The 16,465-nt window shown below is 60.2% G+C and carries 13 protein-coding genes; 12 read left to right on the top strand and 1 reads right to left on the bottom strand.

Annotation, left to right across the window (positions count from 1 at the left end):
- Positions 1–453: 453 nt before the first annotated feature.
- The 12 genes from pmrG (at position 454) to AC07XF_RS24170 (ending at position 15,459) form a co-directional block, all read left to right on the top strand.
- Positions 454–1,110, top strand: coding sequence for a lipopolysaccharide core heptose(II)-phosphate phosphatase PmrG (pmrG, locus tag AC07XF_RS24225; protein WP_495028488.1), 657 nt, complete (start codon positions 454–456; stop codon positions 1,108–1,110).
- A gap of 176 nt (positions 1,111–1,286) precedes the next feature.
- Positions 1,287–3,008, top strand: a complete 1,722-nt coding sequence (arnT, locus tag AC07XF_RS24220; RefSeq protein ID WP_495028487.1) for a lipid IV(A) 4-amino-4-deoxy-L-arabinosyltransferase — start codon at positions 1,287–1,289, stop codon at positions 3,006–3,008.
- A 165-nt stretch (positions 3,009–3,173) separates the two neighbouring features.
- Complete coding sequence (locus tag AC07XF_RS24215; protein WP_495028486.1) at positions 3,174–4,418, top strand: MFS transporter; 1,245 nt, start codon at positions 3,174–3,176, stop codon at positions 4,416–4,418.
- A gap of 78 nt (positions 4,419–4,496) precedes the next feature.
- Positions 4,497–5,012 carry a sigma-70 family RNA polymerase sigma factor gene (locus tag AC07XF_RS24210; protein ID WP_495028485.1) on the top strand — a complete coding sequence of 172 codons (516 nt, stop codon included), beginning with the start codon at positions 4,497–4,499 and terminating at the stop codon, positions 5,010–5,012.
- Positions 5,013–5,990 (top strand): FecR domain-containing protein, encoded by a 978-nt coding sequence (locus AC07XF_RS24205; protein ID WP_495028484.1) that lies wholly within the window; start codon positions 5,013–5,015, stop codon positions 5,988–5,990.
- A 101-nt stretch (positions 5,991–6,091) separates the two neighbouring features.
- Positions 6,092–8,524, top strand: coding sequence for a TonB-dependent siderophore receptor (locus AC07XF_RS24200; RefSeq protein WP_495028483.1), 2,433 nt, complete (start codon positions 6,092–6,094; stop codon positions 8,522–8,524).
- 65 nt (positions 8,525–8,589) lie between these two features.
- The gene (locus AC07XF_RS24195) at positions 8,590–9,771 is read left to right on the top strand and encodes an ABC transporter substrate-binding protein (RefSeq protein ID WP_495028482.1); all 1,182 of its coding nucleotides are present in this window, start codon (positions 8,590–8,592) and stop codon (positions 9,769–9,771) included.
- Positions 9,768–10,829 (top strand): FecCD family ABC transporter permease, encoded by a 1,062-nt coding sequence (locus AC07XF_RS24190; RefSeq protein WP_495028481.1) that lies wholly within the window; start codon positions 9,768–9,770, stop codon positions 10,827–10,829. The genes AC07XF_RS24195 and AC07XF_RS24190 overlap by 4 nt, the downstream gene beginning before the upstream one ends.
- Entirely contained in the window at positions 10,823–11,578 is a 756-nt protein-coding gene (locus AC07XF_RS24185; RefSeq protein WP_495028480.1) for an ABC transporter ATP-binding protein, read from the top strand. The genes AC07XF_RS24190 and AC07XF_RS24185 overlap by 7 nt, the downstream gene beginning before the upstream one ends.
- 198 nt (positions 11,579–11,776) lie before the next feature.
- The gene (locus AC07XF_RS24180) at positions 11,777–12,790 is read left to right on the top strand and encodes an iron ABC transporter substrate-binding protein (protein ID WP_495028479.1); all 1,014 of its coding nucleotides are present in this window, start codon (positions 11,777–11,779) and stop codon (positions 12,788–12,790) included.
- A 3-nt stretch (positions 12,791–12,793) separates the two neighbouring features.
- Positions 12,794–14,392: an ABC transporter permease gene (locus AC07XF_RS24175; protein ID WP_495028490.1), complete on the top strand. Its 1,599-nt coding sequence runs from the start codon at positions 12,794–12,796 to the stop codon at positions 14,390–14,392.
- Complete coding sequence (locus AC07XF_RS24170) at positions 14,389–15,459, top strand: ABC transporter ATP-binding protein (protein WP_495028478.1); 1,071 nt, start codon at positions 14,389–14,391, stop codon at positions 15,457–15,459. Before AC07XF_RS24175 ends, AC07XF_RS24170 begins: the two co-directional genes overlap by 4 nt.
- A 4-nt stretch (positions 15,460–15,463) precedes the next feature.
- Here AC07XF_RS24170 and AC07XF_RS24165 read toward each other — a convergent pair whose 3' ends face one another.
- Positions 15,464–16,402: a site-specific integrase gene (locus tag AC07XF_RS24165; protein WP_495028477.1), complete on the bottom strand. Its 939-nt coding sequence runs from the start codon at positions 16,400–16,402 to the stop codon at positions 15,464–15,466.
- Positions 16,403–16,465 lie beyond the last annotated feature (63 nt).

The following is a 16,465-nucleotide window of genomic DNA, read 5'->3' as shown; positions in this document are numbered from 1 at the left end:
TTCAGCCGCGACACCCTTTGTAGCAGCTGCCGAGCCCGCGAGGCTGCGTTCGGCTGCGAAGCAGTCGTAAAATCAGTAATCGCGGTACATCAGGCAGGCCGCATCAGCTGGACTAACGGCTGCTATGCAGCCGAACGCAGCCTCGCAGGCTCGGCAGCTGCTACAGATCGCATTACCGCTTCTCGGTTTCTCCCCTTGAATCAACGGCGACAGCATTAGTTTGCCGCTGTCATCCCACGCAGGAGCGAAAGAAAATAATTCCCACTAACCAGCTGATTACCCGCCCGCCCCCTCACTGCAAATTTTTCACATTCCTTTCACTACTACGACACCTGCGCAGATTTACTTTGTGCGGCAGTTAATTCGCTGAACTTAGTCTCGGCGGAAATTTTTTGTGCTGTTTCAGACTTTTTTTAACAGCACTTTCCCTGGCGCTCCAAATGGTGGACAAACTTGGTCAACTCCGTCTCGCGTAAACCGTCTTCGCGCCTCTTCAAATCGGTAGTGGCGGTGGGTGCCCTGACCGTCGCCGCAGTGGTCACCGGTTTTTTCCTGTGGCCGAGATCCCCGGCCAACCTGGCCCATGAAGGGGCGCAAGCCCGGGCACAACTGCTGCAACAATGGAGTGCTGGCGAGATCGCGGTACTGGTTCGCCATGCCGAACGTTGCGACCGTTCCAGCAATCCTTGCCTGGGCCCGGCCGACGGCATCACCCGTGTCGGCAGTGAAGCGGCGGCCGGCGTCGGGCAAGGCCTGGCACGCCTGGGTCTGACGCAAACCGACATCCTCACCAGCCCGGTGACGCGCACCGTGCAGACTGCCCATTACATGTTCAACAGCGACCCACGGACCCAGGAGTGGCTGGCTACCTGTGGCACGACCTTGCGTAACGATGTCGTGGCGCACAAGGTTGCCCATCGCAACCTTGTACTGGTGACCCACAGCGGTTGCATCGCGGACTTTGAAAAGCAGAGCGGCTTGAGGCATTCAGCGAAGGACGCCGAGTACGCCAGCTCGTTGTTTGTCCACATCGATGGTAATGGGCAACTGCAAGTGCTCGGTATTGTGAATGCCGAAGACTGGAACACTCTGTTACAAGAAAAGAACTGAAATTTTTACGACTCGAAAACTTTGCTACTAAGTTATTTCAAGTCGGACTGAATGAAGCCTGAACAAAACGGCGAGAAGTGTGATTGAACTTCTCGCTGTTCAATATCATTCCGACTTTCTCTCTTACATGTTGCACATCACTCTTCAACCAGCCACCTCAGCGCCAAGGTCGAGACATGACGTCAAATCAGCCATTGCCAGATTCTGCTGGCCTTTCTTCCCGCCTGCACGCCCCAACAGCGCCTGTCAACGAGCGCTGGATGTTATTCGCCTTGGTATTGGCGTTCTTCGCGTTCTACCTGCTACCGCTGATGAGCCACGGTCTGTGGATTCCCGATGAAACCCGTTATGCCCAGATCAGCCAGGAAATGCTGCAGAGCGGGAACTGGATCTCGCCGCACTTCATGGGCCTTCGTTATTTCGAGAAGCCGATTGCCGGGTACTGGATGATTGCCATCGGCCAGGCGCTGTTTGGCGATAACTTGTTCGGGGTGCGCATCGCGTCGGCGCTGAGCACCGGGCTGAGCGTTTGGCTGACCTATCTGATTGCCCGCCGGTTCTGGGGCGATCCGCGCAAAAGTTTTGCCTGCGCGCTGCTTTACATGAGCTTCGGGCTGATTGCCGGCCAGGCCGGGTACGCCAACCTCGACCCGCAATTCACCCTCTGGGTCAACCTGAGCCTGGTTTCCCTGTGGTTTGCCATCGACAGCCGTACCACGCGTGCCCGCCTGGGTGCCTGGGTGGTCCTGGGCATCGCCTGCGGCATGGGCTTCATGACCAAGGGATTCCTGGCCTGGCTGCTGCCGGCGGTGATCGCCCTGCCCTATTTGGTCTGGCAGCGTCGCTTTGGCGAACTGTTGCGTTACGGGCCACTGGCTGTTGTGGTCGCCGCGGCTGTCTGCTTGCCCTGGGCGCTGGCCATTCATCACCAAGAACCGGATTTCTGGAATTTCTTTTTCTGGAACGAGCACGTACGCCGCTTCGCCGCCGACAACGCGCAACACGCGCGCCCGTGGTGGTTCTACCTGCCGATGCTGGTGGTTTCTGTCCTGCCCTGGACCGCGTTGTTGCCAACGACATTCATCCAGGCCTGGAACAACAAGCGTCAGCCCGTCAGCGCTTTTCTCCTGCTCTGGTTGTTGTTGCCATTGGCGATTTTCAGCATAAGCAGCGGCAAGCTGCCGACCTACATCATGCCGTGCCTTTTGCCGCTGGCACTGCTGATGGGCGATGCATTGACCAGCCTGCTGCAACAGGCACGGATACGGGCGATTCGCATCAACGGATGGCTCAATGTCGTCATTGCCACGGTGGCCCTGATTGCCTTGCTGTACCTGCAATTGCGCAAAGAGATTTTCGAGAACACCGAGATGTTCAGCCTGTCTCTGGCGTTTATCGTGCTGTTGGGCTGGATCATCGCCAACGCCCTGCAAATCCTGCGGCCATTGACGTTATGGGCGACACCGGCCCTTGGCATCTGGCTGCTGGTGGCGCTGCTACCCGCCGCCATGCCGAGCCAGATTGTCGACAGCAAGATGCCCGACCGCTTTATCGCCGAACACCTGGACAGTCTGAACCAGACCACCTCGCTACTGAGCAACGACCTGGGTGCTGCCTCGGCCTTGTCCTGGCTGACCAAGCGACCGGAGGTAGCGCTCTATAACGTCATCGGCGAATTGAAATACGGCCTCTCGGATCCCGCCGCGGCCTCGCGCAAAGTGACCCAGCAGGAGGTCGGAGACTGGATGACCGAGGCACGTAAAAAAGGCTCGGTCGGGGTAGTGATGCGGGTCAACAGTGTCGATGAAATTCAGGAAGTCGAGGCGCTGCCCACCGACGGAAAACGCTATCAGCGCGGCAACCTGCAGATCCTGATCTTCCCGCAAACCCGGCCCTGATAGCCAGGACGTAAAAAACCCGAGAAGTCGAACCGGCCTCTCGGGTTTTTTCGTTTCTGCCAAGTGCTATCAAGCCGATCTTTACTGATGGGGTGTTCAGCACAGCGGCAAGGCCGGTACTCTTCGCGCCATCCGTCGACAGCGTTTAACCACCGAGAGCCGTCAATGCCCCTTGCAGGTACGTTCCAGGGATCGAGCGTCAGAATCCTGATTTATCTTTTGTTCACGATCCAGCTTGTCTCCATGGGTGCAATGGAAATGAGTGGTCCGTTCTGGCCGATGTACCTGCGTGGGCTGACAGACTCCGAAGCGCTGTTCAGCTTCGCCAGCATTGCCGTCTACATCGGTCCCATGCTGGGCATCATGCTGACCAGCGCGTTCTGGGGTCGCATCGGTGACTGTCATGGACACAAGCTGATGATGATCCGCGCCTTGGCCGGTTTGTCCTTGACGCAGCTTGGCCTGGCCCTGTGCAGCGATATCTGGGTCATCCTGCTGCTGCGCTTTTTGCAAGGCGCCTTTGCTGGCTACATTGCCCCGGCCCAGGCCTACGGCGTGAGCATCGAAGCGCCGACGCGACGGGCGCGATTGTTCGCCATTCTGCAGATTTCGACCAATGTCGGCTCCTTGCTCGGTGCGGTTGTCGGCGGTCTGATTCTCGATTACGCGACGTTTTTCTGGATCAATATCATTGCCTCGGCGCTGTGCGCGGTGTGCACGGTGGTGGCGGCGCTGACCCTGCCGAATGTGCCACCTGCAGCAAAAACGCCCGTTGCGGGGGCAGCGCCGCCGGCCAAACGCTCAGGTAGTCTCTGGCAAAGTTCACCGTTGCTGCCGCTATTGGGCGTCATGGGGGTTCTGCTGCTGGCGCGAATGCTCCCGCAAACCTCGTTCTCGCTGTATGTCAGCTCGGTTTTCCAGGTCAGCCATTCGGTGGTGGGCCTGTGTTACGGTTTGCTGGCGCTGGGCTTCATCCTGTCGGCAAGCCCATGGGCGCAGTATTTCGAAGGCAGGAACCGGCAGCAGACACTGCACCGCCTCACTTACATCATCATCGGCTGCGCGGGCCTGAGCGCCATTGCCGCCATCACCCGCCAACCGATCGTGTTTGTCGGCGCCTATTTCATCTGGGGCGTGTTGCTGGGCGCGACGACCCCGGTGCTGATGGCGCAGATTTCAAAAGCCGCTGGCAACGCTCAGCAAGGCTATGTGATGGGTGTTGCGCAAAGCGCCTTGCAACTGGCGTCCATCGCCGGCATCTCGGTCGGCGGGCTGCTCAGCCAGGTGTACGGCTTGCAGTACACCTACCTGTTCGTTTGCGCGGCCTATCTGCTGGCCTTGATTCCCATCTTCGCCCTGCGCGTTTGCGGCACGCCCGTGCAATCGGGCGAGGCCGCAGCGGGCGACTGACCGGGCAGGATCGCGCTTGCGTCGAAGGCAGGCTGTCCATTAGGATTGGGAATACTTCTCAATTACAAAAAAAAATCCATGAGCGACGCCCTCACCGTACCCCACAACAATCACCTGGCCGTGATCGAAGCACTCTATAGTGGTCATCACGGCTGGTTGTACGCCACATTGCGCAAAAAACTGGGCAACGCCATGGATGCGGCGGATCTGACGCAGGACACCTTCACCCGCATTCTGGCTTCGCGGGTAGCGGTCATCGAACAACCTCGGGCCTACCTGAGTTGCGTGGCCAAGGGCATCCTCGTCAATTGGTATCAGCGCAAGGCACTGGAACGCGCCTACCTGGATGCCCTGGCGTTGCTGCCCGCCCCCGAAGTGCCGTCACCCGAGTTGCGCTTCATCGTGCTGGAAACCCTGCATGAAATCGACGCAATGCTCGATGCCTTGCCACCGCTGGTCAAACGGGCATTCCTGCTTTCGCAAATCAGCGGCTTGAAATACGACGATATTGCCGAGCAACTGGGTGTTTCACTGATCACCGTGAAACGCTACATGAAGCAAGCCTTCGTGCAGTGCCTGATGCTGGTGGAATGAATGTCGACTTTGCGCAGTGATATCCAACTCGATCGACAGGCCCTCGAAGAAGCCGCTGATTGGCTGATCCGCTTGGGCGAAGGCGAACTCGACGAAACCGAACGGGCGGAATGGGAATGCTGGCAGGTCAGCACGCCTGAGCGCCATCAAGCCTGGGCCCGCGCCCAGATGCTGCAAACCAAACTTGACGGGCTGCCGCCGTCGCTGGCGATGTCGGTGCTGGACCGCCCGAACAGTCCGGCGCGCCGGGTTGCCATGGGCAAGCTGGCGATGATTCTGGCGGCGTTGCCCATGGGTTGGGGCAGCTGGAAGCTGGTGGAGTCGCAACAGTGGTCCGCCGATTACCGCACAGCCGTCGGCCAGCTACGCGAGCTGACGCTGGCCGACGGGTCACGGATCACCCTGAACACAGACACCGCCATCGATGTACTGTTTGATGGCAATCAACGCTTGATCAGGTTGCGTGAAGGCGAAATCCTCGTGCAGACAGCGACCGACAGCCTGCCCCGGGCTCGGCCGTTTCTGGTCAGCACCCGTCAGGGACTGATGCAGGCCTTGGGCACCCGCTTCACCGTACGAGAACTGTCGACCCGCACCCAACTCGCAGTCCTTGAAGGCACGGTCAGTGTCCGGTTGTCGGATGCCAGTCGTGCGGCCCCCCTGATCGTCAATGCCGGAGAACGTACCGATTTTTCCTCGCGCAACTTTGGAGCGTCGAGTCCGGTAGACCGCTCCGTCAGTGCCTGGACCCAAGGCATGTTGATGGCCGACAACCTGCGCCTGGCGGATTTCGTTGTCGAACTGGCGCGTTATCGCAGCGGCATCGTGCGCTGCCACCCGGCGATTGCCGATCTGCGGATCTCCGGTGCCTTTCCTATCCGTGAAACCCAACGCACCCTGAACATGCTGGTGCAGACCTACCCGGTCATCGCGACCGGCCATTTAAGCGGTTATTGGGTGACACTCTCTCCCGCCTGACCCCCATGCAAAAAATATTGCTGCGCGGGTGATACTTTTTTTGATCTCGGCTGGCAAGGAAAGGAAGAACTTCTCAACCTCGTCGAAAGGGTCATCACTTCATGTTCGTTGCACGACCTCTGCGTTCGGATCGCTCACTCAAACTGGCGATCCGCAGCGCACTGCTAAGCCTTGCCCTGACCGCTTCCACCAGCCCCATTGCCCTGGCCGCCGTGCCGGCACAACTGGATGCCACGGCCACCCACACCTACAACATTGCCCCCGGCCCACTCGGTACGACCCTGTCGAAATTTGCCGTGGAAGCCGGCATTGCGTTGTCGTTCCAGCCTTCGCTGACCGATGGATTGACCAGCCCGGGCCTGTCCGGCACCTATTCGACCCAGGAAGCCGTCAGCAAACTGCTGGCTGGCAGCGATCTGGAAATCGTTGCACGCAACGACGGCAGCTATACCCTGGCGCGACGCCCGGCCGACAGCACGGGCACGCTGACACTGGGCGCCACCACGGTCAGCGGCACCGATGGACGCACCGACGGCTTGCCGCCGGTGTACCCGGGTGGTCAGGTCGCCCGTGGTGGCCGGCTCGGCCTGTTGGGTAACACAGATGTGATGGACGCCCCCTTCAGCGTCAGCAACTACACCTCAGCCCTGATGAAGGATCAGCAAGCCGTGACCGTGGCCGACGTACTGGAGCGCGATTCTTCCGTGCGCTCAACGGGCCAGACCGGCGGCGTGGTGGACTCGTTCTTCATCCGTGGCTTTCCGGTGGGTGAAGGTAACCTCGGCGAACTGGCCTTCGACGGTGTGTATGGTGTAGCGCCCAACTATCGGGTGTTCACTGAATACGCCGAGCGCATTGAAGTGATCAAGGGCCCTGGCGCGCTGCTTTACGGCATGTCGCCCAACAGCGGCGTCGGCGGCGTTATCAATGTGGTGCCGAAGCGTTCGCTGGATGAGGATCTGACCCGCTTTACCGCAAGCTACGCCATGAATTCGCAGGTCGGCGGGCATATCGACGTCAGCCGGCGCTTCGGTGAAGGCCGCGAATTCGGCGTGCGCATCAACGGCAGCACTGCAACCGGCGACACCGCCATCGACGACCAATCCCGGGATGTCGACATCGGCGCCATCTCCCTGGATTACCAGGGCGAACGCCTGCGCACTTCCCTGGACCTGATCAGCCAGAAAGAAGAGTTCGATGCCCCTTCGCGGCCCTTCCTGATTGCCAAGGGCGTCGACATCCCTTCCGCCGCCAACGGCCGCACCAACGTCACACAGGAATGGGGCTGGGCCGAAACCCGCGACAAGTCAGCCCTGCTCAGCGGCGAGTACGACCTTAACGACGCGCTGACCGTGTTTGCCCATGCCGGCGGCGGCAAATCCGATGTATCGCGGATGTCCGACCAGACCCCGACCATCCTCAACAGCGCCGGCGACACGTCCTCGATTCCCGGTTACTACAAGTTTGAAGTCGAGCGCTATACCGTCGATGCCGGCGCCCGGCTGCGCTTCGACACCGGCCCGATCAGTCACAGCACCACCCTGCAAGTCACCCGTTACCGTGACGAATTGTCCCGTGGCATCATTTCCGGGCCACCCGTACTGTCCAACATCTACCACCCGATCGATCGCCCAAAGCCGAACATCGCAACGCCTGCCACACCAAAAGTGTCAGAAACCGAGCTGTCCGGCGTGGCACTGGCCGACACCCTTTCGGTGCTGGACGAGCGAGTGCAGGTCACCCTGGGTCTACGCAAACAGAACATCAAGTCGGACAACTTCAACCCGGCCGGTTTCGTCACCACGTCCTACGACGAAAGCGAAACCACGCCAATGTTCGGGGTGGTGGTCAAACCCTGGGACCATGTTTCGTTCTACTACAACTACATCGAAGGCTTGAGCAAAGGCGATATCGCGCCGGCCACCGCATCGAACTCGGGCGAGATCTTCGCGCCTTACATCTCCCGGCAACAGGAGGTCGGGGTCAAAGTCGATTACGGCACCTTCACGTCAACCCTCAGCCTGTTCCAGATCAAGAAACCGAGCGGCGAACTGGCCAACGGCGTGTTCTCGGTGCAAGGCGAACAACGCAACCGCGGTGTGGAGCTGAATGTGTTTGGCGAAATCGCCCAGGGCACTCGCTTGCTCGGTGGCGTCACGCTGCTGGACGCCGAGCTGACCAAGTCCGGCACGCCCGCCAACCGCGGCAACAAACCGGTAGGTGTGCCCGACGTCCAGGCCAACCTCTGGGCTGAATGGGACACGCCCTGGGTCGATGGCCTGACGCTCACCAGTGGCGCGATCTACACCGATAGCCAGTACGTCAACCAGGCCAACACCCAGGAACTTGACGCGTGGACCCGTTTCGATGCCGGCGCCCGCTACACCACGCGTATCGCCGAGCACCCGACCACGTTCCGGGCAACGGTGCAGAACGTGTTCGACCGCGAATACTGGTCCGGCGTTGCCTCTTACGGTGCGTTCTCCCAAGGCGCGCCGCGCACGCTACTCATGTCGGCCACCGTCGATTTCTGAAACGCCCGGTGCCGGACAGCGGCCTGAGCCGTTGTCCGGGCCGGCCTTTGGCAAAGGTTTCAACCATGGCATCTGTACATCGACGCAGCCTCGCTGCGTTATTGCTTGTCGGGCTTCTCGGCATGGCGGCGCTGGCACTGGTGCCGCGACCTGCCAGCGCGGCGGAACAGGACCCGGCTGCCGCAACCGTTACTGACCTGTTGGGTCGCAAGGTCAAGGTTCACGTGCCTGTCCGGCGAGTCATACTCGGCGAAGGCCGGCAGTTGTATCTGGTTGCGGCGCTGGATACGCAAAACCCGATCCAGCGCATCGTTGGCTGGCGCAAGGACTTGATCCAGTCAGATCCGGATACGTACGGCGCTTACCTGCGAAAATTCCCGGACATCGCAAAAATTCCAACCTTCGGCGGCTTTGAAGACGGCACGTTCGACATCGAGCAGGCCATCTCCCAGCAACCCGATGTGATCATCCTCAACATCGAAGCGCAGCACGCCACCGAAGACGCCCGTTACATCGAGAAACTCGATGCGCTGGGAATCCCCGTGGTCTATGTCGACTTTCGCAATAACCCGATGAAAAACACCGAGCCGACCATGCGCCTGTTCGGCCAGCTGTTTGGCAAGGAGGATCGCGCCGAGGCGTTCATCGATTTTCGCAACCAGCAGATTCGCCGGGTCACATCGCTTATCGAGGCCCGCCAGCCAACGCGGCCGAACATCTTCATCGAGCGTATCGGCGGTTACACCGACGATTGCTGCCTGAGTTTCGGCGACGAAAACTTCGGACGTTTCGTCGAAATGGCCGGAGGCAACAACATCGCCAAAGGCATCATCCCCACGACCTTTGGCCAGTTGAACGCCGAGCAGGTGGTGGTGGCCAACCCGGATCAGGTGGTGGTCACCAGCGCCAACTGGCAGGCCTTTGCGCCGGGTGGACACTGGGTCGGTGTCGGGCCTGGCGCCGATCTGCAGCAGGCACGCAGCAAACTGGCGTGGTACACCCGGCGCCCGGCTTATGCCGGGATCAAGGCGCAGAACGATCAGGCGTTTCACGCCATCTGGCATCAGTTCTACAACAGTCCCTACCAGTTCGTGGCCATCCAACAATTGGCCAAATGGTTTCATCCGCAGCTGTTTGCCGACCTCGACCCCGATGCTTCGTTTCGCGAACTGCATGAGCGCTTCCTGCCGGTCCCTTACGAGCCGGGCTATTTCGTCAGCCTGAAAAACCCGGAGGTCGCACCATGAGTTCTTTCGGCGAAGCCCCTGTAGTGCAGCGCGACGTCTATCGGCATCTGGTGTTGCGCAAGCGCTTGATCCTCGTGGCGCTGGCCGCCTTGCTGTTGTTCAGCGTGCTGCTGGACCTGGCGCTGGGACCGGCCAGTTACAGCGTGAGTGAAGTACTGGGTGCGCTGTTTGCGCCGGACAGCGCACCGGCACAAGTGCGCGTGGTGATGTGGGACATTCGCCTGCCGGTGGCATTGATGGCGGTGGCGGTCGGTGCCGCGTTGTCCCTGGCCGGAGCGCAAATGCAGACCATCCTCAACAACCCGCTCGCCAGCCCCTTTACCCTGGGCATTTCCGCTGCGGCCAGTTTTGGCGCGGCCATGGGCCTGGCCTTCGGTGTGGCGCTGTTTCCCTTGGCGGCGCAATACATGGTGCCAGTCAATGCGTTCATCATGGCGATGCTCTCGGCGCTGCTGATCCACTTCCTGAGCATGCGCCGCGGCGTCACAGCCGAAACCATCGTATTGCTGGGGATTGCGCTGGTATTCACCTTCAACGCATTGCTGGCGCTGGTGCAGTTTTTTGCCACGGAGCAGGCCGTTGCGGCCGTGGTGTTCTGGACCATGGGCAGCCTGACCAAAGCCACCTGGCCAAAACTCGGCATCATTTGCCTGGTGATCCTGATCACCCTGCCGATCTTCGCCAGACGGGCCTGGGCGCTGACCGCCCTGCTTCTGGGCGATGACAAGGCCGCGAGTTTCGGCATCAACGTGCGCAGCCTGCGCTTTCAGACGCTGATCATGGTCAGCCTGCTGGCTTCGTTTCCGGTGGCGTTTGTCGGCACCATCGGCTTCATCGGGCTGGTTGGCCCGCACATCGCACGGATGCTGATAGGTGAAGACCAGCGCTTCTTCCTGCCCGCATCACTTTTGACCGGTGCACTGATTCTGTCCGCCAGTTCGGTGGTCAGTAAAACCCTGATACCGGGGGCGATATTTCCGATCGGGGTGGTCACCTCGCTGATCGGCGTGCCGTTCTTCATTTCTCTGATACTGGGCGGGAAGAAAAACTCATGGTGAAGATACAACTTGAGAACCTCGGCGCCCGCTACGGTCAGCGCGAGATCATTGCGGGGATCACCACGTCGACGTTTACCGGCGGCCAGGTGGTCGCCGTGGTCGGGCCGAATGCCGCCGGCAAATCCACCCTGTTCAAGCGCATGGCCGGGTTGATTGATGGTCCCGGCCGGGTCAACCTGCAAAACTCGAAAAAGGGCCAGCAAGGCATCAGTTATATGCCTCAGGGCCTGAATGCCAGCGCCCGCCTGACGGTCTACGAATCGGTGCTGCTGGCGCGCAAGCAACTGACGCCCGGCTGGACCGTTGATGACGACGAGTTGAAACGGGTGGACCAGATCCTCGGCGCACTGGCGATCACCGAGCTATCTTTTCGCAACCTCGGTGAACTCAGCGGAGGCCAGCAGCAACTGGTCTCGATTGCGCAAACCCTGGTGCGCGAACCCGAAGTGCTGCTGATGGACGAGCCCACCAGCGCCCTGGACATGCACCGTCAGGTGCAGGTGCTGAACTTCATGCGCGAATTGGCGCAACAGCGTCAAGTCATCGTGTTTATCGCCATCCATGACCTGAATCAGGCGCTACGCTTTGCCGATCAGGTATTGGTGATCGCCGAGGGCACGACAAAAGGCAGCGGCCCCAGCGAAGAAGTGATCACCGGGCAGATGTTGCGGGACGTCTACAAAGTCGACGCCAGGATCGAAAAATGCAGCCGGGGGCAGCGTCATATTCTGATCGACGACATCGTTTGATCGACGAGTCGAACCACAGTGGGCACACTGCTGCTAATCTGAATGAAAATTACATGTATTAACGGTTTTTTTGACGTTATTTTCTCATTTGGATCTCTACATTCCCTGCCATTCAAAACATGCAAATGATTCGCATTGGTTAATTGGCGCTCAATGCGTATGATTTGCATAAAAAATGCACCTGGAGCAGCCCGCAGAATGATTCCCAAAACCCCTTCGTTCTTGAAAAAAGCCCTGCTGGCCACCGCTTTGCTGAGCGCTGGTCAGGTCTATGCAGCTGACTCCGTCGGCATCGTGGTGTACAACGCGCAACACGAAGGCCTGACCAAGGCCTGGGTCGAGGGCTTTACCCAGGAGACGGGTATTCCGGTCACCTTGCGCAACGGTGATGACACCGAGATGGGCAACCAGATCGTGCAGGAAGGCACGGCCTCTCCGGCGGACGTATTCCTGACTGAAAACTCCCCGGCCATGGTCCTGGTCGACAACGCAGGGCTGTTTGCGCCTGTCGACAAAACCACGCTGGAACAGGTTGACTCCGCCTATCGCCCGGCCCACGGCAAATGGGTCGGGATTGCCGCGCGCTCCACAGTGTTTGTGTACAACCCGAGCAAGCTCTCGGAAGCCAATCTGCCGAAATCGATCATGGACCTGGCCGATCCGTCCTGGAAAGGCCGCTGGGCTGCGTCGCCAGGTGGGGCTGACTTCCAGGCCATCGTCGCGGCCATCCTGGAACAAAAGGGTGAAGCGGCCACGCTGGAATGGCTGAAAGCGATGAAAACCAACTACGCCAACTACCGTGGCAACAGCTCGGTACTCAAAGCGGTGAATGCCGGGCAGATCGACAGCGGCGTGATCTACCACTATTACAGCCTGGTGGATCAGTCCAAGACGGGCGAAAACAGCAAAAACACCGCCCTGCACTACTTCAAGCACAAAGACCCGGGCGCTTTTGTTAGCATCTCCGGCGGCGGCGTCCTCGCCTCCAGCAAACACAAAGAACAAGCTCAGGCTTTCCTCAAATACGTTACCGGCAAGGATGGCCAGGCCGTCCTGAAAAACGGCAAGTCGTTTGAGTACGCCGTGGGCAAAGGCGCTGAATCCAACCCTAAACTGGTGCCTCTGAATCAACTCGATGCGCCGACTGTCGATGCTTCGAAACTCGACAGTAAAAAAGCCGTGGAGCTGATGACACAGGCCGGACTGCTCTAATTGATACCTGAAACCCTGCCTGCGGGTGTCGCCGAGGCGACACCCGCAAATTTGCGTCGACGTTCCCGTGGGGTCTTTGCAGGGCGTGGTGGTGCGTGGGTAATCGGTTTGTCGGTGCTGGTTTCATTACTGGCACTGCTACCGATTGCTTACGTTATTGGCGTGTCCTTGCAGACCGGCTGGTCAACCGTTGTGGCCCTGGTTTTCCGCCCTCGGGTCGGGGAGCTGATGGTCAACACCGTGTTGCTGGTGCTGCTGACGATTCCGTTGTGCGTGGCCCTGGGCGTGACTCTGGCCTGGCTGACCGAACGCACGAATTTGCCCGGACGACGCTGGTGGTCGTTGCTGGCAACCGCGCCGCTGGCGGTGCCCGCTTTCGTTCACAGCTATGCCTGGGTCAGCCTGGTACCGCCGATTCACGGCTTGTTTGCCGGTGTCCTGGTCTCGGTCATCGCCTACTTTCCGTTCCTGTATTTGCCGGTAGCGGCCACCTTGCGCCGGCTCGACCCGGCCATTGAAGACGTCGCCGAATCCATGGGGCTCAAACCCTGGAAAGTGTTTTTCCGCGTGGTGTTGCCGCAATTGCGCCTGGCGATCTGCGGTGGCGCCTTGCTGGTCGGCCTGCACCTGCTGGCCGAATATGGCCTGTACGCCATGATCCGCTTCGACACCTTTACCACCGCGATCTTCGATCAGTTCAAATCGACCTTCAACGGCGCAGCGGCGCACATGCTGGCCAGTGTACTGGCACTGTGTTGCCTGGCGATGTTGACGGCCGAATCAGCCGCCCGCGGTTCCGCGCGCTACGCTCGCGTCGGTTCGGGAAGCGCCCGGGAGCAGCGGGTCGTCGCCTTGAAAACGACTTCAACGCTGCTGTCGCTGGTGCTGCAAATCGTGACCTGCGCCCTGGCTCTGGGCGTGCCCTTGATCACCTTGGGTAAATGGCTCATCGCCGGCGGTGTGGAAGTCTGGGATATGGCCGAATTGTTACCCGCACTGGAGCAAACCCTGCTGCTCGGTATCGCGGGCGCGGCGCTGACTACCTGCGCGGCGATCCCGATTGCCTGGCTGTCGATCCGCTACCCTGGCCGACTGCAACGGGTATTGGAAAGCTGCAACTACATCACCAGTTCCCTGCCCGGAATTATCGTTGCCCTGGCGCTGGTGACCGTCACGATCCATTTTGCCCGGCCGATTTACCAGACTACCTTCACCGTGCTGCTGGCGTACCTGTTGATGTTTCTGCCCCGCGCGCTGGTGAGCCTGCGCGCGGGTATCGCCCAGGCCCCGGTGGAACTGGAAAACATCGCCCGCAGCCTTGGCCGCTCGCCGGCACGGGCACTGTGGCTGATCACCCTGCGCCTGGCCGCGCCGGGGGCAGCCGCCGGTGCGGCGCTGGTGTTCCTGGCAATCACCAACGAACTGACCGCCACCCTGCTGCTGGCCCCGAACGGCACGCGTACGCTGGCGACCGGATTCTGGGCCATGACCAGCGAAATCGATTATGCCGCCGCTGCGCCCTACGCCTTATTGATGGTTGTGCTGTCGCTTCCGTTGACCGGACTTCTTTATCACCAATCGAAAAAAACGGCTGGCCGATGAACACTCTTGAATTGAATGCCCTCTACAAGTCCTATGGCGCCCACTGCGCTCTGGACAACGTCAGCCTGTCGGTTCCCAGCGGCAGTCGCACGGTCATCGTCGGCCCTTCCGGCTCGGGTAAAACCACCTTGCTGCGGATGATTGCCGGCTTCGAATTCCCCGATTCCGGGCGTCTTTCGCTCAATGGCCAGACCCTGGTCGACGGCACCCACGAAGTGCCGGCGCATCAACGCCTGATCGGCTACGTGCCACAGGACGGCGCACTGTTCCCGCACATGACCGTGGCGGCGAACATCGGTTTCGGCTTGTCCACCAAGGGCAATGAGAAACAACAGCGAGTCGCTGAACTGATGGACAGCGTGGCGCTGGACGCGAAGATGGCTGAGCGCTGGCCCCACGAATTGTCCGGTGGCCAGCAACAACGTGTAGCCCTGGCCCGAGCCCTGGCGCAACAGCCACGGCTGATGCTGCTGGACGAGCCGTTCTCGGCACTCGATACCGGGTTGCGCGCCGCGATGCGCAAGATGGTTGCGCGGCTGCTGGAAGATGCAGGCGTCACCACCATCCTGGTCACCCATGACCAGAGTGAAGCCCTGTCGTTCGCCGACCAGTTGGCGGTGATGCGCCATGGCCGGTTGGTCCAGTCAGGCCATCCGCTGGACCTTTACCGTTATCCCGAAGACGAACAGACCGCCCTGTTTCTGGGGGATGCCGTGGTCATGCCCGCACGCATCGAGGCCGGCTGGGCCCATTGCGACCTGGGGCGTATCCCGGTCAACAACCACCGCAACAACAAGTCGGCGCAGATCATGCTGCGCCCCGAACAGTTGCAACTGGCCAGCATCCTCCCCACTGATCTGGAAGCCAGCGGGTGCCGGGCCGTGGTCACCGACCGGGATTTCAGCGGCAACACCTGCACGCTGACGGTGGAACTCCAGTCAATGACCCGCAGCGAGCAACCGGGCCGATCCCTGCTGGTGCGCAGTTCAGGCATGTATGCACCACCCGCCGGCAGCTCGGTTCAGGTCTCGACCATCGGCCATGCCCATGTACTGAGCGAGATGTAATCGTTCACAGATCGAATCGATCCACCGCCCGACGTCGCTCGTTGTCATCGCGCACATCGTAGTTGGCCGTGGTCTGGATGTTGCTGTGGTGCGCCAGCTTCTGCGCAATCGACAAGTCATGCTCCTCGATCACCCGGGTAATGAATGAACGCCGGAAGTCGTGGGGCATGATTTTCACCCCGACCTGCGCACCCCGCTGCCGGGCGATGTAGTAAATCGCATGCTTGGTGATGCGCTCACGCGTGATGTGGCTGCCACGGCGGATGCGGTTGAACAGAAACGGGTCGTCCGACTCACCTTCCTTGAGCAACGAACGGCGCAGCTCAAGCCATGCCTCAAGTTTGGCGAACGCCCAGGCCGGGGCGTACTTGATCAATTGTTTGTTGCCCTTGGCGGTCACCCGAAGACTGCGCTCGGTGAAATCGACCTGGCTTAGCTCCAGGTTCACCGATTCGGACTTGCGCATCCCCGAGCCGTACAGAATCCCGATGATCGCTGCATCCCGCAGGCCTTGCGGCCTCGGATCAGCCGCGCAGACCGCCATCAGTTCCTGGATCAGCGTCCGCCTGAGATTGCGCCCCTGGGACAGCCGCGTACCGGCAATGCCCTTCACCGAACGCATCTTCAGCAGATGCTCCTGAGAGATCAGGCTCATGCGCCACGCTTCGTTCATCACCCCGCGCACGGCGTTGACATAGAGCGAGGACGTGTTGGGCGCGTAGCCGTCCGAACGCAATGTGGCCACCAGCGCGATCACGTCCTCGGGCTGCAGGTTGTGCCAGGGTATCTCCTCGATGTCGTGGTCTTCGAAGCCCAGGCGATCGGCGGCATCCTGCAGCACATAACGCATGGTCAGTTGGCTGGACGGCGCCAGTCGCGCCAGATATACGGTCAGCGGATTGGTGAGGGGTGTGCGTGTATCAGATACAGGTAAGTCAATCAAACGAAACGGCCTTGAATGAAAACAGTTCAATGAAACAACTAAGAAATGAAATAGCGATCATGT

The organism is Pseudomonas sp. GW821-FHT01C01 (genome assembly GCF_059422645.1).
This window is presented reverse-complemented; position numbering and strand designations above follow the sequence as displayed.